Consider the following 21,673-nt stretch of genomic DNA (forward strand, 5'->3'; position numbering starts at 1 on the left):
AGGCATCTCGGGCTTCCTGTACTTGTATATCGCCACACGGTGCGTCACCGACTTTATTTATGGCTTCCCAAACGTGACATCCAATGTCATCGAGTCAGTATGGCGCATCGGATTCTGGCCAGTGGGCAGACGATCATCATCAGGGTGCATGTAAGTCATGCCTGTACCGAGCTTCTCGGTCATGAACTGGCCGCCTTTATTCATGGTTTCTGTCGAACCATCGTAGAAGCCAGCAATGGTCTTGTTACCAGCAGAATCGGCTGTAACGATATTGCTGGGCGCAGCGTCAGCAATACTCTTGTTATCACCAATCTCGAATCCCTTGTTATCCGTGGCATGGATCGAAGCGTTTCGGCCATCGATGTCACTGGTATTGATAAAGCCGTTGAAGAATTCCAGCCGGCTGGCATCAGGGCGGTAATATCCGTCTGCATCCGCCTGCTTGAGCAGTCCGGTGGTATCGTTCTCGAATCTCATAACGCCTGTCTGCCCTGGCTCAAGCGTTAGCTCAGCGGTCAACTGCTCGTTCTTATCGAATTGGCCTATTTTGATCGGATGGTCCTGAGTATTGGTTATATTGAATGCACGCGGACCGCTACCGGCAGTGGGCCCGTCACTACTGGCTGGGTTTGCAGACGTTACCTTTTGCGGGTCAGTTTTGGGAGTTACAGCAGGGCCAGAAGCTACAGAAGGTTGTTCCGGACTGCCAGCCGCTGGTGCGGTGGCTTTTCCTACCTCCCTACCCTTACTTTGGCCCTGAGAGGATGCTCCCGTGTCGTTCTGGTTTTGCTGTAACCGTTGCGCAATCATCTGAAGGATTTGCTGCACCAGGTCACGCACCAATGCCATCAAATCTTCTTCGCTAGCTCCCTTGGCGCCACCTGGGGAATGACCAGCCCCAGCCTTGCCGAACGTAATTTCCCTTCCCTGGCTGGCAAGCTCAGAAGGCGAACCGAAATTAACCTGTCCGCCGTATGGCTGAGCCAGGCCACCGTTGAGCCCAGGCGTTGGGCCATAATCATTGCTGCCAAGGCTAAAACCTGGCTCAGCGGGCCCAAGCACTTTTACTGACATATCAGCCTCCACAGAACAAATAGGGTATTGCCTGTGTGGTCAATTTAAGTTTCGGGTTCCTACTTAATCGTCTTGACAGCTTTGGCAGTACGCGAACTGGAGAGGAGAAACGCTAACCGCTCACGGTGCAGCCAGCGTTTTTCTCCCTTGTACTACAGCTGCCTTTGCTTGAGATCTGAAAACGAAGCCTTGAAGCCCAGAATGAAATCCACCGCTAGAAACACAAGCAGGCTGGCGCCTAATACAGGCAGACAGATCCCCAGTACCGTCGAGATCACAATCGCCAGGATTCGTTGAACCAGGCCCAGTTCACGCCATGCATCGATAAGACTCGGTTGAGGAACATCATTAAAGGTCGGACGCCGACGCCACCAGAGCAGGTATCCCCAAACCACCATGACCACAAGGCCACCCGCAAATCCAATCAACAACAGCTGATTGGCAAGGCCGAAAAGTACCCCCATATGCGCATCGATACCCCACCGGGTCAGTTTGGCTGGCAGAGAATACTGAGCAAACAGGACATGATCCACCACCGCCAAGGAGCCGGGATCGATAGCAACCGCATCCACATGAGTAGGCCAGCGACGGTCGATTTCATTAACCGTCCAGGCTTTTCCCGGCTGCATGGCAGGTTTGATTTCCACCTTTGCAGCGTCAATGTGCTGGGTACGTGCAGCGGCCATCACCTGATCAAACACGTCGGGATCAACCGCTTCCATCTTCGGCATGTTATCCATGTGCATATGATGTTCGGCATGCTCGTCCATGGGCATCTTCATGGTGGTTGAGCTATCCAGCTCCGTTGAAACAACAGGCGTCGACCATCCATAATATGCACGCAGAATGCCGATATTGCTCCCTGCATACTGTGACCATGTCAGCCCCGTGGCCGAAAAGAACAGCAGCCCTGCCAGCAGCCATACCCCTGTGGACCCATGCAGAGAGCGTAGACCCGCCGGCGTCTTACCACGCGTACGACTCCGTCGTGACGCCCATAACACCAAGCCGCCCAAGGTGGCGACCCATAGCCAAGATGCCGCCAGTTCACTATAGATTCGGCCTACATCACCCAACAGAAGGCCCCGGTGAAACTGATCCAGCCAGGTACGTAATGGCAGGACACCACTCGTCCCGTATACTTTCATATCGCCTTTGATCTCACCGGTCACCGGGTCGATAAAGATGGCACGGCTCTCGGAGGCGCTCAGGCCCGGCGCGTTGAACATCACCCGGGTAGTATCACCGGCTGCAGGCGCAGGGCGTATGGCAGTGATGCGAGAGGACGGATCTACCGCTGCCTGGGCCGCACGCACTTGGGCGGCAAGGCTGAGAGGAGCGCCCTGGCTATCCGTATGCAGGGCATCGGCATAAAGGTAGTCCTCAAGCTGAGGGGTCAAAGCGTAGACAATACCGCTCAGCGCCGCCACGAGAAGAAAAGGACCAACAAAAAGCCCGATATAGAAGTGCAGTCGTTTGAGTAACTGGATAAACGCGCCCGGTCTATTCTGGACCGACGCTGGCGAAGAACCTGACATGAAAATTCACCACGGCTAAGCACGACGACAACACATGGCTGCCGCCAACTAAGGGTTAGTAAGTAAATGCCGCCAGTGGCTGTCAGGGCGCGCGGGGATTGAGGCAGGGAAATGCATCTCGGGGAGGCCGTCGACAATCGGCGTCCAGATGATACAGGCGTTGCCGTTTATGACGCAGCAGCCAGCTCAGCGCCGTGAAAACCATGAGCGCCAGTGGAAGCGTACCAGCGAAGGCGCAATCGCTCACGGCAAGCTGCTTGATAGCTGAATCATGAGATGAGTCAACCATGGGTATACTGCCCTGGTGCGTATCAGGCGCGGCGGCCATAGCATGGTGATGTACGTGATGGTCCATCTCCACCGTTGTTTCGTGGGGCGACGGGAGACGGTATGTCTGGCCATGCATGATGCCGTGACCAAAACTGCAGGCGAGACCATTGAGCAGGACGGCGGCAACCAGCATCCAGGCAAGAGAAGTAAAATGGGCTCGAACTAACTTCATACCAACCAATTTAGCACTGATGTCAAACACAGACCAGATGCGGGATTTGTTGTCGAACGGTGCATATCCAGCAATACCGTACGTAAACGCCAGGCTGCGGCCACATGCCGCAACCCCGGGTTTTGAAGAACTCAAGCCTGTCTGGGCTGCCCGTTGGAAGCTGAGAGCCCACCATCGACAGGGAGATTCACGCCGTTTACGAAACGGGCATCATGACTGGCCAGGAACGCAATGACATCGGCGACCTCTTCGGCCTCGGCTGGCCTTCCCAATGGAATCCGCTCACGGAAGCTGGCCATAAGCGATTCATTGCCAAGCATATCTTCCGTCAGCTCGCTTTTAGTGAGGCTGGGGCATACGGCATTGACCCTGACGCCTTCTTCACCAAAGTCCATTGCCAAGGCACGGGTAAAGTTGGTCACTGCCCCTTTTGCCGCGTTGTAAATACTCATCCCCCAGTCACCGCCCAGGCCTGAGACCGAGGAGACATTGACGATGCAGCCCTTCTGCTTGATCAACTCAGGCAAGGCGCTTCGGCTACAATAAAACACACCGTCGAGATCGGTGGACATGACCTTGCGCCAGTCGTCGACATCAGCCTCGGTAATCTTGCCCTGGGCCACCGTACCCGCATTGTTCACCAGCACATCCAGGCGGCCATACTTCTGGATGACATCCGCGATCAGCTGCTCTACTTGAATCCGGTCCGAGACATCAGCGGTCTTGATGTAGTTGCTATCTGCCGGAAGCGTACGCGCCACGTGCTCAAGCTTTTCGGTCGTTCTGCCCACCAGCACGACCTTAGCGCCCTCTTCCGCAAATCGTTTGGCAGTTGCTTCACCAATACCCGATCCTGCCCCTGTCACGAGCACCACCTTGTTAGTAAAACGAGTCATGTCAGCCTCTCTGGATCATGGAAGGTATGCACCAGTAGAACCGCAGCAGCAAACCCAAGTTCATCAGGAGGTGCATTGCAGAGCCAAGCGATCGCTAGTTAGAAAGTACATTCTGGCGAGGGCACGCATACCACTTTACAAGCGATGCTTATCGAGAACACAACGAATGAGACACAAGCGGCCCGCTAGTGCTTCGAGAGTCACTTAGACGTCGTCTATGCAAACCTTCATTATTGATTTCTCAATGCTATGTCGTTCACTTGATCGCTTGGGCAGGTTCAATGCCGCGATTACATGTCGCGCCGACAACGCCTCTACTCGAAACGGCATGCAATAAATTACACAACGAAAACAAATTTTGAATCGCTTTAAAAGCATTTAAATTTTTCACAGAATTCAAGGATTGCTATTCGTTCCGCTTGCTCACGACCCTTAAAACTTTCATTAGCTACAGCCTTGTCTGCATATCGTACGACTGCAGAAAACCTCGGGCAAATCGGCCATATCAGGCTACGTTCAGTTATTAACGCAGAGACGAATAGAAGTCCAAATAGAAGTCCAAACCGCCTAATTTCCTGAAACTTTGTACGTGAAAGATCTAATCCAGTGTTTATCGCACTTTGGCAACGAACGAGTTGTAACATTTTGACTCTGACCTGTATTGCTCAATTAGGTGGACTTATAACAATGCGGGCTTCAGGTTTGTTCGTAGCTGCTTTAGGCATATTCGCCAGCCAATACAGCGCTGCTTCGACGTTGTCTCAGGAATCTTACGGCACCACGCGAGATGGCCATTCTGTAATGCGCTACACCATGACTAACGACAAAGGCGTAAGCGTCTCTTTTTTAAGTTTTGGTGGTGTTATTACGGAGATCATTACGCCTGACCGACACGGCAAACGCGCCAACATTGTGCTGGGGTACGATGATCTGCATGGTTACGAAGTCGTGGATGCTCGTGAAGGCATCCACTTTGGCGCTCTGATTGGCCGCTACGCCAATCGCATCGCCAAAGGGCAGTTCACACTTGACGGAAAAAACTATCAGCTCGAACGAAATGATGGTCCTAATACGCTGCACAGCGGTAGCAAGGGCTATGACAAGCGCATCTGGCAGGTCACGCCATTGGTGACTGAAGGCCCTGTGGTCAAGGCTGCCCTGAAGCTAAACAGCCCAGAGGGCGATCAGGGGTTTCCAGGCAACCTCCAGCTAACCGTTACCTACAGCCTTTCTGACGACAACACATTTCGTATTGACTATCAGGCCCAGACGGATAAGAGCACGGTCATCAACCTGACCAACCACAGTTACTTCAATCTGGCCGGACCTGACAGTACTCATGGAGTCCTGGATCAGGTGGTGCAGATAAATGCCGATCATTATCTTCCCACCGATGCTCAGTCGATCCCTACCGGTACCCTGCAACCGGTGGAAAACAGTGTTTTTGACTTCCGAAGGCCTAAAGCCATTGGCAAAGACATTCGCGCCAACGACCCACAGCTCCTTTATGCCCATGGCTTTGACCACAACTGGGTATTGAACAAAGGCGCTGATCCAAAGGCGTTACAAGATGCGGCCAAGGTCGTTGATCATGGAACGGGCCGCACACTTGAGTGCCTGACTACAGAACCCGGCTTGCAGTTTTATACCAGTAACGCTCTCAAGGGGAACGTAACGGGCGCAGGCGGCAAGGTATATCGGCAGACTGAAGCGTTTGCCTTTGAAACCCAGCATTATCCAAACAGCCCGAACCAACCGGACTTTCCTAGTACGGTATTAAAACCTGGGGAGGTATTTAATAGCACGACCGTATTCCGTTTCGGTATTCAATAACGCCTTTGATAGTTCACTAAAGGATCCGCGCGTTTTTACAAAGAGAGAAACAGTTGATGAGCACTTTATCGACAAGGTCTGGATTGAGAACTTTCACTGCGGTTATCGCCGTTATATTCGCGGTAATTTTAGTGATTGGAGGGGCCTGGCTTGCAGTATTAGGCGGCTCGTATTATTACGTGATCAGCGGTATTGCTCTGCTGATCAGCGCTATTCTGCTCGCGCGTCGCTCTACCGCCGCGATCTGGCTTTATGCGGTACTGATGCTCGTGACGCTCGTATGGGGCCTCTGGGAAGCAGGCACCGATTTCTGGGCTCTCGTACCACGCCTGAATATTCTCGGTCTGTTGGGCATCTGGCTGTTGATTCCCGGAGTAACGCGTGGCATTGGCGCAGGTCTTAGAGCCAGCAAAACCTTTTTATCTGCAACGCTGGTGCTGTCCATTGCCGTACTGGTGTATTCGATCTTCAATGATCCGCAGGAGATCAATGGCAGCCTGGCGTCTACCCAGCCTGCCCAGGCTCAGCCGGTAGAGGGTATCAGCCCGGCGGACTGGCCTGCCTACGGCAGGACCCAAAACGGTACGCGCTACTCGCCGCTGAATCAGATCAACGAGAACAACGTCAAAGACCTGCAGGTCGCTTGGACATTTCGTAGTGGCGAGTCCAGAACCCAGAACGATTCGGGGGAAACCACTAACGAACTGACCCCAATCAAGATTGGCGATAACATGTATATCTGCACCACGCACCAGATATTGGTAGCGCTGGACCCGGCTACAGGCAAGGAAAAATGGAGGTTCGATCCCAAGCTTAAATCGGAACCCTCCTACCAGCACCTGACCTGCCGTGGGGTATCCTATTACGATCAAGCCAACACCACGGAGTTTGCAGCCAGCCTCGCCGGTAAACCCCAGGCTCAAACCAGCTGCCCACGCAAGGTCTTCCTGCCCGTCAATGATGGCCGTCTCTTTGCCATCAACGCAGACAATGGCCAACCATGTAGCGAATTTGCCAACAATGGCGAGCTGGATCTTAAGGAGATGCATCCTTATACCTATCCAGGTGGTTTACAGCCCACCTCACCGCCGGTTGTAACGGGCACTACAGTAATCATTGGTGGCTCAGTTACTGACAACTTCTCTATCCATGAGCCATCAGGCGCCATCCGGGGTTATGACGTCAATACCGGCGCGTTGCAGTGGATATTCGATACGGGTGCAGAAGATCCCAATGCGATCCCGACTGACGGCAAGACCCTGGTTAACAACTCACCCAACGCCTGGGCACCCTTGGCCTATGATGCCGCTGCAGATGTAGTCTATGTACCGACAGGTAACGCCACGCCTGATATCTGGGGCGGCCACCGTACGCCGCTTATGGAGCGCTATGCCAGTGCCATCGTTGCGCTGAACGGCTCGACCGGTAAACTGGTCTGGTCTTATCAGACTACCCACCATGACCTCTGGGACATGGATGTACCTTCCCAGCCTACTCTTGCTGATGTAAAGACAGAATCTGGCGACACGGTTCCTGCTGTTTACGTACCGACCAAGGCGGGTAATCTGTTCGTACTGGATCGTCGTGACGGCAAGCCCATTGTGCCCATTACGGAGGTGCCGGTACCACAGGGCGCCGCAGAAGGCGATTGGGTAAGCCCGACGCAGCCTCGCTCCGCCTTGAACCTGACCCCCATCCAGACACTGACTGACAAGAACATGTGGGGCGCCACCATGTTCGATCAGCTGATGTGCCGCGTGATCTTCAAGCGCCTGAGCTATAAGGGTCAATACACGCCACCGTCCGAACAGGGCACGATTGTTTTCCCCGGTAACCTTGGCGTCTTTGAATGGGGTGGCATTTCCGTCAACTCCGATCGCCAAATAGCGTTAATGAATCCTATGGCGCTGCCCTTTGTGTCAAAGCTGATTCCGCGCGGCCCGGGTAATCCCATGTGGCCAGAAGAAGGCGCCAAAGGGACCGGCACCGAAACGGGCATTCAGCCCCAATATGGTGTGCCGTTTGGTGTAGAGATCAATGCGTTCCTGTCACCGCTGGGTCTTCCGTGCAAGCAGCCGGCCTGGGGCTATGTCGCCGGGGTCGATATGAAAACCCACGAAGTGGTTTGGCGTAAGCGAATCGGCACGATTCGGGACAGTCTGCAGGGGCTTCAGCTGCCACCGTTGAAAATTGGTGTCCCTATGCTGGGAGGCCCGATCTCGACAGCTGGCAACCTGATGTTTATTGCCGGTACTCAGGACAACTATATCCGCGCTTATAACGTGACCAATGGCGACAAGGTATGGGAAGCACGTCTGCCGGCAGGTGGCCAGGCGACACCCATGACCTACGAAGCCAATGGCAAGCAGTACGTTGTCATCATGGCGGGCGGGCACGGCTCTTTTGGCACCAAAATGGGTGATTATCTGATTGCATATGCCCTTCCCGATACGAAGTAATCTCTGTAATCAGAGCTGACCTCTACGCGAAGCCCGGAAACCTCATCCGGGCTTCGCTGTTTCTGCATTATGCCTAGGAATTGGCCTGCCAAAATGAACGTCATTGTTGGCAGAGTTCATTGCCGCTGCGTTATGCTTGGCAATACAGCTTTCGGGCAGATGAGACCTGTCTCACTTGCTGCATCACTATTACAACAAGAGTCCCCCAACCGATGCGAGCACTCTTCAAATACTGCGCCGCCGTCCTGGCCTTTGGCGTTCTGGCAGGCCCTATACAGGCTGCAGACAAGGTTATTTTCGATACCGACTTCAATGTACTCAATGATGACGGTCAGGCGTTCATCATGCTGGCGCAACTGCATGCGCAAAAACGGATCGAGCTGTTGGGCATGACATTGGTGAGCGGCAATGCCTGGGTGGATCAAGAGCAGGTAGAAGCCCTCAAGGCCGTCGAGCGTATGGGCGTGGAAAAGGAGGTCGGCGTTTATTCTGGCGCAGCCTACCCGCTTCTACATGACCTCTCGACGTACCCGCAAGAACAGGCGCTGTTTGGCGCAGGATGGCCTGGCGCCTTCAAAGGTCCACGACCGACTTCAGCCGATGCGCTCATCGCGCCTCCGGATGGCCGCGCCACCCATACGACGGTACGCCCTGAATCAGCGACCCAGTTCATTATCGACAGCATCAAGCAGCACCCCCATGAAGTCACAATTCTGGCTGTCGGCCCGCTGACTAACCTTGCCCTGGCCATCCGCAGCGCACCTGAGATCGTGCCGCTGATCAAGCGGATCGTGTACATGGGCGGCGCCATCGGGATTCCAGGCAATACCACGCCCGCAGCAGAATTCAACTGGTGGTTCGACCCGGAGGCTGCACGGATCGTTTTACGCTCGCCGATAGAGCATGTGATCTTCCCCAACGACGTCTGCGAAAAGGTCATCTTCAACGCAGGCGTCTACAAGCGCATCGTGGCCGCTGAAGGGGTTATCCCTGACCTGTACAAGACAGTCCTGGGCCCTGAGTTCGACAAGGACCCTGCCTACCAGAGTTTTACCTGGGACAGTCTGCCGGCGCTCTTCCTGGTGCACCCGGAACTGGTAACCGAATCGAAAGACCTTTGGGTTGACGTTGATACCCACTTTGGCCCGAACTACGGCAGGTCACTGGGCTACCACAAGAATCCCCCATTAGGCACCCAGAAAGCCAAGGTGGTATTTGGTATCGATCAACAAGCCTTTTGGAATGATTATGTAAAGCTGGTTACGTTGCCTGCCCCAGTCAAACGACCATGAAGCGGTGCCTAGGGTTGCCAGCTGTATTGTTGCAACCCTGTCCTTGCCTCCACACAGGTCTGCGCTGCTGGCGCATCCTCCGCTGCCAGAAATTCTAAATAAAAACTTAGCGGATAGTGTTTAATCCCTTGCTGCTTTAACCAAGCCCCCGTGGTACTAGGGAAGTTGCGTATCTACAAATCATGCTAGTGAGTCATAAGCAGATCACCCTGCGCGGGGCGACCTAAATAAAACCCTTGTGCCTGATGGCAATTAAGCCGAGTCAATAATTCAAGCTGTTCCTGGGTCTCAACGCCTTCAGCCGTAACAGTGAGCGATAAGGCACGACCCAAACCAATGATGGCTTCGATAATTGCCTCGCCACTAGACGAGCCATCCAACGCGGCAATAAAGCTACGGTCGATCTTGATGCCGTCGAAGGGATAAGTATGGACGTAGCTTAATGAGGAGTAGCCGGTGCCAAAATCATCCATGGCTAGCCTAACGCCCAGCTCCTTGAGTGCTCGCATAATAGCCAAGGCATCGTTGGTATTATCAAGCATAACGCTTTCGGTAATCTCAAGCTCCAGGCGCTCAGGCGCAAGCCCGGTTTCCTCTAGAACCGCTTGTATGCGAGCTACCAAGTCACTGCGCTTGAATTCTATCGGTGAAAGATTGACTGAGACAAAGGCCGAGTCCTTCCACTGCATAGCCTCTAGGCACGCCCTGCGTAATACCCAGTCACTCAACGGCACGATTAGGCCGGTTTCTTCCGCAATGGAAATAAAATGGTCAGGGCTTAAATAGCCGCGTAGAGGATGCTGCCACCGTACCAAGGCTTCGGCCCCTGTTAGATGACCACCTCGTATCTTATAACGGGGCTGAAACTCCAAGCGCAATTCGTCTCGGCGTAAGGCCAGTCTAAGATCCGTCTCGAGTTGCCGCCGAACCAGAAGACGACTACTCATCCGTGAGGTGTAAAACTGCCACGTGTTCCGGCCTGACGCTTTGGCTTCGTAAAGCGCTATGTCGGCAAAACGCAAGAGATCGTCAGCCTGACAGCTATCCTCCGGCGCCGAAACGATCCCTATGCTGCATCCTACACTCACTTCATGCTTATTGATCAACACAGGCTTTCGCAGACTATTAAGGAGTCGCTCGCAGAGCTTTTCAATAAAGCCCGGTTTGGCAGACCGCTGGCCACAATGACGAACTCATCGCCCCCAATACGGGAGACAAGATCATCCTCACGCATACATTGTTTCAGGCGGTGAGAAACCTCAACCAACATCTGATCACCAGCCGCGTGCCCAAGGGTATCGTTTATGGGTTTGAAACCATCCAGATCAAGGTATAAGAGCCAAAGCGGATTCTCCGCGGTAGGCTTGGCCTCCAACCTCGCCTTGAGAAAGCGATACATCATACGCCGGTTGGCCAGGCCCGTCAGAGCGTCCTCCTGAGCATCTCTTAATCGCGCTTTTTCCTGGAGTTTGCGCGGCGTAATATCCTGTACAAAGGCGCTGAAGATCGTACGGCTGTCAGTCTGGATCGCCGTGATGCGTGTCTCGACGGGAATCAGCATCCCATCCTTACGCAACGCCGAATGTTCGACAACCTTGCCCACATTGCTGCTTTCTCCTGTGGCGAGGAAGCCTTTCAAATCGTCACGATAAGCCTGACGCATCATCGGCGGAATAATCAAATCCTCTATAGACGCGCCTATTGCTTCTTCTCGACTCCAGAGAAAGATCTCTTCGGCTTTGCGATTCCAGGCGGTAACAGCCCCCCTTTCATCCGTACAGATGTACCCGTCACTGGTATTTTCCAGGATGGCACTCAGTTCAGCCTCACGCTTATGCAGCGTTTGAATATGCTCTTGCGCCTCTTTGGTTAGCGAGTCTTTCCTGGCAAGGAGAACCTCCTTATCGACCAGCATTTTCTGCAGCTGCCCATTCAGCCCTTGGAGCATGTCTTTCATGCGCATATCAAGAAGCGCCCGGCCAAACTTTCGGGCTGAATCTATTTCAGCCTTTGACCAGGGCTTGGCTTGATAGCGAACCGTTTCTTTCCAGTCTTCAAATGACTTTCGCGGCGTCAACTGCCCAGGAGTAGAACCTGGCTCAACTGGCTTATGGGGATTACCTGCCCAATTAATGGTTTCAAGATATTCGGCCCTGAACCATAGCAATACAAACGGAGGACTATGCGAGATTACAACCGCCAATAAGCCGCTGGCCTGGGTGGCATACACCTTTGCAGGCTCATAATGATCTACAAGACTTTTGGTCGCAAAGGTAGTCGGCATGGATGGCTCCAGAAGCCACTCTATCAATGCTCGGGCCTGCTCCTCAGATGGCGTACTGCCCATTAGGGTAAGCTTACCGTGAAGAAGCAGTGCTGCACCCTCTGCGTGAACAAGGTGCTGAACATCCTTCAAATAGCGCCGAATACTTTCTTCAACAGCAGACAACCCTGTCAGCCTATTGAGTAACTCTTCACGAGCAAAAGCCAATTGCTGCGCCTGATTGTTAATCGCTTTTTCCAAATGCGCCTTAATCGATTGGCCCAGCGTCTGCCCTAATAGTTTACAGGTCTCGCGCATATCATAAGAGACCCGTTTGGGAGAGGTATGATGGCAGGAGACAAGTCCCCATAGTTGCCCATCCACGACTATCGAGACGGACATAGAGGCTGTAACGTTCAGGTTTTTAAGATATTGAACATGAATGGGCGAAACGCTGCGCAAGCTGCATCCGCTCATGTCCAATGGCTGACCTGTAATGGGGTTCAATACCGGAATGAGCGGAGCAGGTGTATACCCAGCATCCGCTATTGTTCTGATGGGATTCCGAAGATAAAGCGCTCGCGCCTGCCTGGGAATGTCGGAGGCGGGATAATGATGATTGAGGAGCGCGTCAAGACTATCGATCTTGTCTTCAGATGCGACAAGCCCAGTCCCATCCTCTAGAAACCGATAAATCATTACCCGATCAAACCCGGTCAGGCGGCGAAACTCCTCACTTGCACTCTTAAGCAGAGCGTGCAGACTGGTTGTGGCACTCCAAATTGTAAGAACCTGATGGATCTCGCCGACCCTCTGCGCCGCAGTGATTTGATGCTCTGAGGAAGGCTCCAGCTCTAGAAACAACACACCATTGCAAATATGTGCTGTTGGATCTACAGGTATACCAAGGTTGCCTGCTGGCGACAACGAGCCTAAATACAAAGGTTCAGTCATATCAGGCTCGAGCGTCAGAAGAGATGTCGCGGCCTCGGCCCCAAAAACCGTATCGACTGGCTGCCCCAGCAAGTCAGTAGGGTTTCGTGTTAAAAACCGCACAGTATCACCGGCAACTTGTTGAATAGTCTGGGTATCAGGGTCGATAGCAAGCAATATACCGTGTGGCTGAATCGATCCGGGAATATGAATCGGTTCCCTGTCACACTGCGCAAGATCAAGAGGCTGGGTCGTTTGATCCATAATTAAAAGGTACGCCTGAAGGTCAGTATGCGGGTAGAGCAACAACCGCTCCACGATAGGCTACGGCTTGGCTTGTTATAGGTCTGAGCCAATACACCGCCATTGGTTCGTTAGAGATTCCCCGCTTTACTTGATTAAGAACAGGCACGCCCTGAAACCACGTAGAGAGCAAACCATGTTTATCGTAACGGGTGGCACCCAGGGCATTGGCGCGGCGGTGGTTGAAAAACTGGTTGCTGAAGGGCATCAGGTCGTTTTTACCGGCCGGGACGAAAATGCAGGGCAAGCCCTGCAGACACGGCTGAAGACAGCAGTTTTCGTGGCAGGCGATGTCTTAAGTGAGCAGGACTGCCAAAAGGTCGTATCGCATGCAATGATATTGGGAGAGGGCCGACTGTCCGGCCTGGTCAACAGTGCCGGCATGTCCAGCCGTGGTGAGTTCGCCACGATGACTCAGGACACCTGGGATCATCTTTTCGCGGTAAACACGCGCTCGGTGTTTTTCTATATCAAGCATGCGCTTCCGGGCCTGCGGGCAGCACATGGCGCGGTCGTTACAGTGTCTTCCATTGCAGGCAAGACGGGTGAACAAGGACTTGCAGCATACTGTGCAACCAAGGCCGCTCTGCTGGGACTCACCCAGGCGCTGGCGTTGGAATATGGCTCAGAGGTGCGCTTCAACGCGGTGTGCCCTGGGCAGATCGCTACGCGCATGATGGACAAGGTTATTCAGGACGCCGCTCATCTTGCTGCGCTTACCTCACGGATACCCGCAAGCCGCCTGGGCTCGCCCCAAGAGGTAGCCGAAGCGATCTACTGGCTGCTGTCGCCTGCATCAAGCTATATCAATGGCGCTACGCTCACCGTTGACGGTGCTGAGACCGCTGGCCTTATGAGCCCAAAACAGTAACGAACAACTCATCCTTCAGCAGGCGTCAGCCTTTACCCCGCCACGTTTTTGGCGGGGCCTAGGCACTAAAAGCGCTTGCCAAGTCCGGGCGGTATGCTTAAGTTAGCGCTGTCTCGAAAATTAAAGCAGTCAATTGTCATTGTTTTCGAGATGCATCATCTGGCAAACAAGAGCTACAACATACGAAGCCGCTATCTGTTCAGATTTCTTAATTAAAGATAGCGCTATCTTCGGCTGGAGAACCCTATGAATACGTATATCCCTGCCCTGGTTGTGATGGGCGTGGCTGGTTGTGGCAAGAGCTGCATTGGTGAGGCCATTGCTCAACGCAGCGGTGGTGTCCTGATCGAAGGTGACCAGTTTCATCCTGCTGCGAACATCGCCAAGATGAGTGCTGGCATTCCGCTCACCGATGAAGACCGCGCCGACTGGCTGACTCGCCTGGGTCAAGAAATGGCTAATGCCGTAAACGCAGGTATCAAGCCCGTTCTCACCTGTTCCGCTCTCAAACAGAAGTACCGTGACAAGCTCCGTTCCGCCGTTCCAGGCTTGGGCTTTGTATTTCTGAATCTTACCCGTGAAGACGCAGCCGTGCGTGTTGCCAACCGGCCTGGGCATTTCATGCCTGCAAGCCTCGTGGATAGCCAGTTTGCAGCGCTGGAGCCGCCTCTTGAGGAAGACGCGACCCTCGTTGTGGACGCGACACTGCCCATCGAGGTGATCAGCCAGCAGGCGTCCGACTGGTGGAACGATACGTTTGCGGCTGTTAAAAGCGCCTGATCGGCCGGACTCCCGTTAACGCTTCATCTATAACAATAACATGTGAGGCGACATGTCCGGCATGTATGGCTTTGCTCCTTACCTCACCCTCACTGCATGTTGCAGCGAGGGTGTTGACGTTCTGGTAGTCCTCAGGCGTCAGGCGCACATATGTATGGCTTTCGCTAACGACCAACAACAATAGAAAGTGGCCCACCATGACTGAACCTACTGCGCTCAGCGCCAGTATATTGCTCCTCATAGCAGCAGGCGCTGTAATTCTGCTGCTCCTCTTGATTATGCGATTCAAGGTCCATGCTTTTCTGGCGCTTGTGCTGGTAAGTATCCTGACGGCACTCGCGACGCAGATCCCTTTTGACAAGGTAGTCCCGACACTATTGACCGGCTTTGGTAATACCCTTGCCTCGGTGGCATTGCTGGTTGGCTTGGGCGCCATGATCGGACGTCTTCTGGAGATTACAGGCGGTGCCCAGGTTCTCTCCGACACCCTGATCAATCGCTTCGGTGAACACCGTGCGCCCTTCGCACTTGGCGTAGCATCGCTGCTTTTCGGCTTTCCCATCTTCTTTGATGCGGGGCTGATCGTGATGCTGCCGATCATCTTCAGTGTGGCCAAGCGTCTGGGCGGCTCTACGCTGAGCTATGCATTACCGGCGGCCGGTGCATTCGCCGCCATGCACGCGCTGGTTCCGCCGCACCCAGGCCCGGTTGCTGCCGCAGAACTTCTGGGTGCAAACATCGGTTTGCTGGTTATCGTTGGAGCCATCATCGCGCTGCCTACCTGGTATTTTGGCGCTTATCTGTTCGGCCTGTGGTCGGGCAAGAAATTTCATGTTGGTATTCCGGCAAGCTTTTTGACCGATGCTGACCGTGATACGACAGTTACCCCGCCCCGCTTCTCTACCGTACTTGCTATCCTGTTGTTGCCCTTGATCCTGATCTTTCTGGATACCGGCCTGAATACCTTGAGCGTTATGGGTACAGTCGATGGCAAAAGTACATGGGTCCAGTTCCTGCGGATGCTGGGCAAGACGCCAGTGGCCTTGCTGATCACGGTATTTTTTGCGTTGATCGTCTTTAGCGGTAGACACAGCCGTAAGCATCTGGAAAAAGTATGTGACGGCGCACTCGGCCCTATCTGCTCCATCGTGCTGGTGACGGGTGCAGGTGGCATGTTTGGTGGTGTGTTGCGTACAAGTGGCATTGGCGACGCACTGTCTCAAATGCTGGCAGATACCGGACTTCCGGTAATCGTTGCGGCCTTTGTGATTTCGGCGGCGCTACGGGTAGCCCAAGGTTCGGCAACCGTTGCCCTCACAACCGCAGCCGCGCTCATGGCACCGACCGTAGCCGCAACCGGTGGACTGAGCCAGTTCGACCTGTGCTTTATCGTCGTGGCGATTGCCGGGGGCGCTACTGTGCTCTCCCATGTAAACGACTCCGGCTTCTGGCTGGTGGGTCGCTTCCTTGATATGGACGAAAAAACCACGCTCAAGACCTGGACCGTGATGGAAACGCTCATTGGTACTATCGCTTTCGTGTTGGCCTGGATAGGCAGCCTGATACTCTGACAGAGCGTAAAACCGGACAGGTGAGCAACCACCTGTCCGGAAGACTATCCCAGTCTTGTCGTAAAGCCTTACTGCGCGTAAATCTCGATAATGCTGCCCAACAAGCGGTGCAAGTCGTCCCGATGCCCTGAGCGCGCAGCCGAGGCGCTACCATTTGAGGTCATGACGACCGTCAACTTCTGGCGGGGCACGATATACAGCATCTGCCCACCGAATCCCCAGCCGTAATACACCTCCTGGTTCGCGATTCGCGTAACAAACCAGCCATATCCATAACCATCCCTGGTATAGCGTGAGTAGGTACGAACCTGCCAGGATTCTTCTACCCAACGGGATGAGATCAGACGGCGACCGTCCTGGGTTACACCCTTCCTCCGGTACAGTTCGCCAAATGCCAGCAATGATCGTGGGCTCATGGCCATTTCGTTACCACCGATATAGACACCCTGCGGATCGCGACTCCAGCTGGTAATGGCAAAACCATCAAGAGGTTTCAGCCAGAGCTGGGCCAGCTGCAAGGTCGAGCGCCCGGTTTGTCGGGTCAAAATAGCCGAAAGCAGGTGAGTTGAGCCGGTGGAGTAGATCATGGGACCACTAGGGTCGTTTTCAAAAGGACGCGCCAGCGCAGCTTTCACCCAGTTTCTGCTAGCAACCCAGGCGCCATAGTTCGGCCCTGAGGTAGACGCCAGTCCCGCCTGCATGGACAGGAGATTGCCAATCGTAATGTCCTTCAGCCGCGGGTCCGGTTTTGCCGGAAGGTCTTCTGACAACAGCGGAGCGATTGTTTGATCAGTCCCTTTGAGAATCCCCTTGTCAATGGCGATACCGATCAACGCTGATACCACCAGCTTGGAGGCAGATTTGATATTGGTGGGTGTAGTTGTGCGGTGCCCTCGATAACCGCGCTCAGCCATCACCTGCCCATCGTGACTGACAATCACCGTTTCCAGCGGCCCAAGTGCTTGAGCATCATCCAGCACTTGGGACAAGTTGGGATTGGCAGAGGCGCTGATAGACACCCAGCACAAGACAATAAGCCCCATAGACCTAAAACGTGCCAAACGCCGAACAAGCGGAAGGATCGGAGGCATGACCAGAACCACACTGACCTGAATGACAAATCCGACCGTCATTGACGGACAAACATGCCCTTCAACTCGTTACGTAGGATTTCATTCAGGCGCTATATAAGAGTGGAAAACCTTGTGAAGCCTGAACCATCCAGTCACCTAAATTACACTTGGAAGACGCTGACTCGATCCGCTAGCTGACTTGCCAGGCCAGCAAGCTGACGACTGGCATCCGCGATATGTTGTGAGCCTTTTGAGGTTTCCAGGCTTGCCCCGTGAATACGGTTGATATTGGTGCTTACCTCTTCTGCCACCACAGCTCTGCTGTGCAGACGCTGAGGCAATCTGAGCTGCGTCTACCTCAAGCAATCAGCATATTACTCTGCTCTAGCTCTTCATCCGCATTGCCTGTTGCCTAATCAGCACCCTGTCGTCACTTCGTTGACCGCAGCAGTCATGTGTTCAGCCTAGGCCAATTCCTTATATTTAGTTATCGATATAACAATTAATGGAAAAAGATTTTCTAAGCCGGTGTGATGAACGGCTAGTTTATGAGAGGAACGAGATACCAGACGGTGAAAAATTCAGGCATTCGATGAAATGAGAGAGCGTCATAAGGCATGGAGGTCCATTTTTAAGCTCTCTCCTTTTCATAATAAACCACCACCTATTGTTTACTTTTATTGGATGGTTGGGGGTTGATATTTTTAATTTAATAATGGGCTGGTATTACCCTCCACTTACGTTCATGAAACGGAGTTCCTGAGGATCGTTGTTCGAAGTGAACTCATGGCGTAGCGGTTTTTGAGCCAATGCCGTGTGTATCGCTTCAGCAACCTGATGATCAGATTCAGGATAACGGCGCATTAGGTATTTAAGATCCAGCGCTTTTTCATGCCCAAGGCACAGCAGCATGCGGCCATCTACTGTTACTCGCAGGCGGTTGCAATTGGCGCAGAAGTTATAAGTGTGCGGTGATATGAAGCCGATTCGGGAGCGCGGATATTCTGCAATGCGCACATAGCGAGCAGGCCCACCGCTCTGCTCGGCAGAGTCGATCAGGTTATAGCGGGACGCAAGCTGGGCTCGTACCTCGTCGCTTGAACAGAAACGTTCCTGGCGTTGGTTACCTACCCTTCCCAACGGCATCTCCTCGATAAAACTGATGTCCAGTTGATTCGAAAAGGCAAAGTTCGCCAGGTTAAGAATCTCATCGGCGTTGCGACCCTTCATGACGACACAATTGAGTTTGATACGCTGGAATCCGGCATGCCGTGCCGTTTCGATACCGCGGAGCACCTGCTCCAGATCACCGATACGGGTAATGGCCCTGAACCGGCCGGGATCCAGGCTATCCAGGCTGATGTTGAGGCGTTTGACACCGGCGTCTGCCAGCGGGCGGGCCAGACGGGTCAGATGAGAGCCGTTGGTTGTCATCACCAGCTCTTCTAGTCCATGGAGTGTTGAAAGGTCACGGCATAAGTCGACAATGCCAGGCCTTACCATTGGCTCTCCACCCGTCAGGCGTATCTTCTTGACACCCTGACTCACAAAGAGGCTGGCTAGGCGATATAGTTCTTCCAGGCTCAACACCTGCACCCTGGGTAAAAAGGTCATCTTCTCGGCCATACAATATACACAGCGAAAATCGCAACGATCCGTAACCGACAGCCGCAAGTAGTCGATTTTTCGGCCGATACCGTCTTTCAGCTCTATCGTCATAACATCCTCAATACCCACTGGCTTATATCTCACCGTGCGCTACTGCAGCAGTGGCGAGTCGACTCCAACAAAATGAATGCCTTCGATATGAGCCTGGCTGACCAGAATGCGTAGGTGGTGAGCCAGCGCTGTGTGCCAAGCTCGCTGAGTCAAGTCGTCTCTGATGGCTGTTTTCACTGCGTCATAAGGCAAGAGTGATCCTTCCAGGCGCTCATCCACTCGTACGATATGGAGTCCGTAGCGGGTTTCCAGAGGATGTTTGCAAAGCCCTTTCGACAGGCGAAACAGTACCCGTTCGAATTCGGGAACGGTTTGGCCCTGACTGAGCTGGCCCAGCGAGCCACCCTGGACGCTGGAGGGGCAATTTGAGTAGCGCTGCGCCAGCTCACCGAATCTATCGGGAGTGTGGTCCAGGCACTTGATCAACTGCAAGGCCTGTTCACGGGCCTCACTGCGGGCCTGCACGTCATCCGGCGCACACGCCAGCAGGATATTGGAAGCGGCAAGCAGAGGCGCTGAAACAAAACGCGCCTGATTGCTGGCGTAATAACGACGGCATGTTTGCTCATCGGCGTCCGGGCTTTTTACCTCTCGCTCCAGCAAGTGGCAGATCGCTGCCTCCTCAGCCTCGGCCCCTATGCCCATGATCCCCTGCTCCGCTACCCGCTGGCGTAACACCTCGCGAATGACCAATGCCTGCACGGCTTGATAAATAGCGTCTTCTCGGGACAACGCAGGGTGATATTGCAACTCCTGGGCAATACCCTCCGGTGCGATGGGTACCCCGTTAACCCGGACATGAGGCCAGTCCTGATCACTGCTGGCAATCAGAATAGGCTTGGCGTCACAGGTGCCTGCCAGCGCAGGATCTTGCGAGGCGAGTTGTTTGCCCTCTTCTCTATCGCTATACCCGCTTACCTTGCTAGCGCATGCCATGGTGCTTCTCCTACTTATAGGTGACAGGCGGGTGGGTGGTTATACCCACCCCCTTGAGGCTAATGGACGGTGTCTTTGTGTCTTGCCAGAGGCGCGGTCTGTTTGGGAGCGATCGCAGGCAAGCCATAGGCAGGGGCAGGTGTTTCGACACGGAGTTTGCTGGGCACGCCTTGTGCTTGTGGTCTGGTCTGCTCGGGCCGTTTGGCTTTCAGCCGTACGATCTGATAACGGCGCCCCAAATACCAGACCGGCGCGCTGACGATATGCACCAGCCGGGTAAAGGGAAACAGCACAAACAGCGTCAACCCCAGAAAGACATGCAGCTTGTACACCAGCGGTACCGCGCCGATGGAGGCCGCCGCTGCTTCGGGTCGCAGTGTCACGATAGCTTGGGCCCAGATAGCCAGACGCGCCATAACTGAACCATCCATATGCTGGGTCGACGCGACAATGGTGCTGAGGCCCAACAGTAGCTGCGCCAGTAGAACAAACAGAATCATGATGTCGGAGGGGCTAGAGCTGGCCCGTACGCGTGGTTCAGTCAGACGACGATAGATCAGCATGCTCAAGCCAATCAGCGCCAGACAGCCAAAGAAACCTCCAGAGAGCATGGCCAGGAGCTGTTTATTGGCCGTACTGATGACGGTGTGATAAAGCGCTTCCGGCATGAGTAGTCCAACAAAGTGTCCTGCCAGGATAAACAGTACGCCAATATGAAACAGGTTACTCGCTACCCGCATGTTGCGTTTGCTGAGCATCTGGCTGGAACCTGCCTTCCAACTGTACTGCGATAAATCGAACCGAGCCCAGCTTCCAACCAGGCAGATGGTCAGAGCGACATAGGGATAGATGCCAAAGGCAAACAAATTTACTTTATCCATGATAGGCCTCCCGAACCGGCATCTGCACCGGTCTTTCCTGATTGAAATCGATCCAATGCAGCGGCACCGCTTCCTCCTGTCTGGCCTTATCAGGCCGGGACGCTTGCGCACCGCAACGCCCTTCCTGCTCAGCCTTGAGGAAGTCCACGGCCTCCTCTTCCCATACCTTATCCAGCGCTTCGAGCGAATCGTCTCGGGATTCAGAGGCTACCTGCTCACGCAGCGCCTCTACCGCCTGTACAGGGGGTTCTCCTGCGATCTGCAGCAATGCGGTAAAGCAGGCAGAATAAGGACTCTGGCGTTCGGCAAGGCGCGCCGCCAATAAGGCCAGCAGATGAGCCACGTCGGCCAGTCCTTCACGGGCTGTCAGTTCATCACGGGTGGCCAGGTATTCGAGATAAAGCGGCAGATAATCGGGAAGCTCCTTCACCCCGAGCGAGAAGCCTGCGGCTTCGTACTGCGCCAGCAGATCCACCATGGCCTGCCCACGGTCACGGGACTCGCCATGCACGTGCTCGAACAACAGGAGAGACAGGGACCGGCCACGATCGAACAGTTCAGTATAGGTTTCCTGGACATCCATCAGTTCTGCGCTTGTCAGCTGGCCCAGCAGACCCTGAAGGAGGCTGCGTTGCTCAGGACTGATCTCGCGGGCACTGTTAATGGCGCCAGCCAATTCCTGCTGTGCTGGGGCCAGCATTTCGGAAGGGTAGTCCATCAGCAGTGAGATTACCGTGAGGATACGCATA

17 protein-coding genes are annotated in these 21,673 nt (G+C 54.0%); 6 read left to right on the forward strand and 11 right to left on the reverse strand.

Going from position 1 to position 21,673, the window contains the following annotated elements; all coding sequences use genetic code 11:
• Window positions 1-57: 57 nt before the first annotated feature.
• The 4 genes from PLU01S_RS13970 to budC all read right to left on the reverse strand — a co-directional run bounded on the left by PLU01S_RS13970 (window position 58) and on the right by budC (window position 4,010).
• Entirely contained in the window at window positions 58-1,074 is a 1,017-nt protein-coding gene (locus PLU01S_RS13970; protein ID WP_074825891.1) for a hypothetical protein, read from the reverse strand.
• A 152-nt stretch (window positions 1,075-1,226) separates the two neighbouring features.
• Window positions 1,227-2,612 (reverse strand): PepSY-associated TM helix domain-containing protein, encoded by a 1,386-nt coding sequence (locus PLU01S_RS13975; RefSeq protein WP_074825893.1) that lies wholly within the window; start codon window positions 2,610-2,612, stop codon window positions 1,227-1,229.
• Window positions 2,613-2,694: 82 nt separating this feature from the next.
• A complete protein-coding gene (locus PLU01S_RS13980) occupies window positions 2,695-3,114 on the reverse strand; it encodes a hypothetical protein (protein WP_139803983.1) in 420 nt (139 codons plus the stop codon).
• A gap of 131 nt (window positions 3,115-3,245) precedes the next feature.
• Window positions 3,246-4,010: a meso-2,3-butanediol dehydrogenase gene (gene budC / locus PLU01S_RS13985; RefSeq protein ID WP_074825898.1), complete on the reverse strand. Its 765-nt coding sequence runs from the start codon at window positions 4,008-4,010 to the stop codon at window positions 3,246-3,248.
• A gap of 687 nt (window positions 4,011-4,697) precedes the next feature.
• Between budC and PLU01S_RS13990 the strand changes: the two genes are divergently transcribed.
• The 3 genes from PLU01S_RS13990 (at window position 4,698) to PLU01S_RS14000 (ending at window position 9,594) form a co-directional block, all read left to right on the forward strand.
• Window positions 4,698-5,843: an aldose epimerase family protein gene (locus tag PLU01S_RS13990; protein ID WP_074825900.1), complete on the forward strand. Its 1,146-nt coding sequence runs from the start codon at window positions 4,698-4,700 to the stop codon at window positions 5,841-5,843.
• 56 nt (window positions 5,844-5,899) lie between these two features.
• Window positions 5,900-8,302, forward strand: coding sequence for a glucose/quinate/shikimate family membrane-bound PQQ-dependent dehydrogenase (locus PLU01S_RS13995; protein ID WP_074825902.1), 2,403 nt, complete (start codon window positions 5,900-5,902; stop codon window positions 8,300-8,302).
• Window positions 8,303-8,514: 212 nt separating this feature from the next.
• A complete protein-coding gene (locus PLU01S_RS14000) occupies window positions 8,515-9,594 on the forward strand; it encodes a nucleoside hydrolase (RefSeq protein ID WP_074825904.1) in 1,080 nt (359 codons plus the stop codon).
• 185 nt (window positions 9,595-9,779) lie between these two features.
• Here the strand turns inward: PLU01S_RS14000 and PLU01S_RS14005 are convergent, their stop codons facing one another.
• Both PLU01S_RS14005 and PLU01S_RS14010 read right to left on the reverse strand, forming a co-directional pair.
• The gene (locus PLU01S_RS14005) at window positions 9,780-10,703 is read right to left on the reverse strand and encodes a putative bifunctional diguanylate cyclase/phosphodiesterase (RefSeq protein ID WP_074825907.1); all 924 of its coding nucleotides are present in this window, start codon (window positions 10,701-10,703) and stop codon (window positions 9,780-9,782) included.
• A complete protein-coding gene (locus PLU01S_RS14010) occupies window positions 10,697-13,054 on the reverse strand; it encodes a diguanylate cyclase domain-containing protein (protein ID WP_074825909.1) in 2,358 nt (785 codons plus the stop codon). Before PLU01S_RS14010 ends, PLU01S_RS14005 begins: the two co-directional genes overlap by 7 nt.
• A gap of 175 nt (window positions 13,055-13,229) precedes the next feature.
• On the opposite strand from PLU01S_RS14010, the gene PLU01S_RS14015 reads away from it, so the two are divergent.
• From PLU01S_RS14015 to PLU01S_RS14030, 3 genes are all read left to right on the forward strand, one after another.
• Complete coding sequence (locus PLU01S_RS14015) at window positions 13,230-13,964, forward strand: SDR family NAD(P)-dependent oxidoreductase (RefSeq protein WP_074825912.1); 735 nt, start codon at window positions 13,230-13,232, stop codon at window positions 13,962-13,964.
• Between the two features lie 246 nt (window positions 13,965-14,210).
• On the forward strand, window positions 14,211-14,744 hold the full coding sequence (locus PLU01S_RS14020) for a gluconokinase (protein ID WP_074825914.1): 534 nt from the start codon (window positions 14,211-14,213) through the stop codon (window positions 14,742-14,744).
• Window positions 14,745-14,941: 197 nt separating this feature from the next.
• Window positions 14,942-16,315 carry a GntP family permease gene (locus PLU01S_RS14030; RefSeq protein ID WP_074825918.1) on the forward strand — a complete coding sequence of 458 codons (1,374 nt, stop codon included), beginning with the start codon at window positions 14,942-14,944 and terminating at the stop codon, window positions 16,313-16,315.
• Window positions 16,316-16,383: 68 nt separating this feature from the next.
• On the opposite strand, the gene PLU01S_RS14035 is transcribed toward PLU01S_RS14030, so the two are convergent.
• The 5 genes from PLU01S_RS14035 to narJ all read right to left on the reverse strand — a co-directional run bounded on the left by PLU01S_RS14035 (window position 16,384) and on the right by narJ (window position 21,672).
• Window positions 16,384-17,448 (reverse strand): serine hydrolase domain-containing protein, encoded by a 1,065-nt coding sequence (locus tag PLU01S_RS14035; RefSeq protein WP_139208792.1) that lies wholly within the window; start codon window positions 17,446-17,448, stop codon window positions 16,384-16,386.
• Window positions 17,449-18,114: 666 nt separating this feature from the next.
• Entirely contained in the window at window positions 18,115-19,107 is a 993-nt protein-coding gene (gene moaA, locus PLU01S_RS14040; protein WP_074825921.1) for a GTP 3',8-cyclase MoaA, read from the reverse strand.
• A 39-nt stretch (window positions 19,108-19,146) separates the two neighbouring features.
• A complete protein-coding gene (locus PLU01S_RS14045) occupies window positions 19,147-20,043 on the reverse strand; it encodes a peptidylprolyl isomerase (protein WP_083397906.1) in 897 nt (298 codons plus the stop codon).
• A 59-nt stretch (window positions 20,044-20,102) separates the two neighbouring features.
• Window positions 20,103-20,924 (reverse strand): respiratory nitrate reductase subunit gamma, encoded by an 822-nt coding sequence (narI, locus tag PLU01S_RS14050; RefSeq protein ID WP_074825923.1) that lies wholly within the window; start codon window positions 20,922-20,924, stop codon window positions 20,103-20,105.
• A complete protein-coding gene (gene narJ, locus PLU01S_RS14055) occupies window positions 20,917-21,672 on the reverse strand; it encodes a nitrate reductase molybdenum cofactor assembly chaperone (protein ID WP_074825925.1) in 756 nt (251 codons plus the stop codon). Before narJ ends, narI begins: the two co-directional genes overlap by 8 nt.
• Window position 21,673: the final 1 nt, after the last annotated feature.

This window comes from Pseudomonas luteola NBRC 103146, from assembly GCF_002091675.1.
Taxonomy (GTDB): Bacteria; Pseudomonadota; Gammaproteobacteria; order Pseudomonadales; family Pseudomonadaceae; genus Chryseomonas; species Chryseomonas luteola.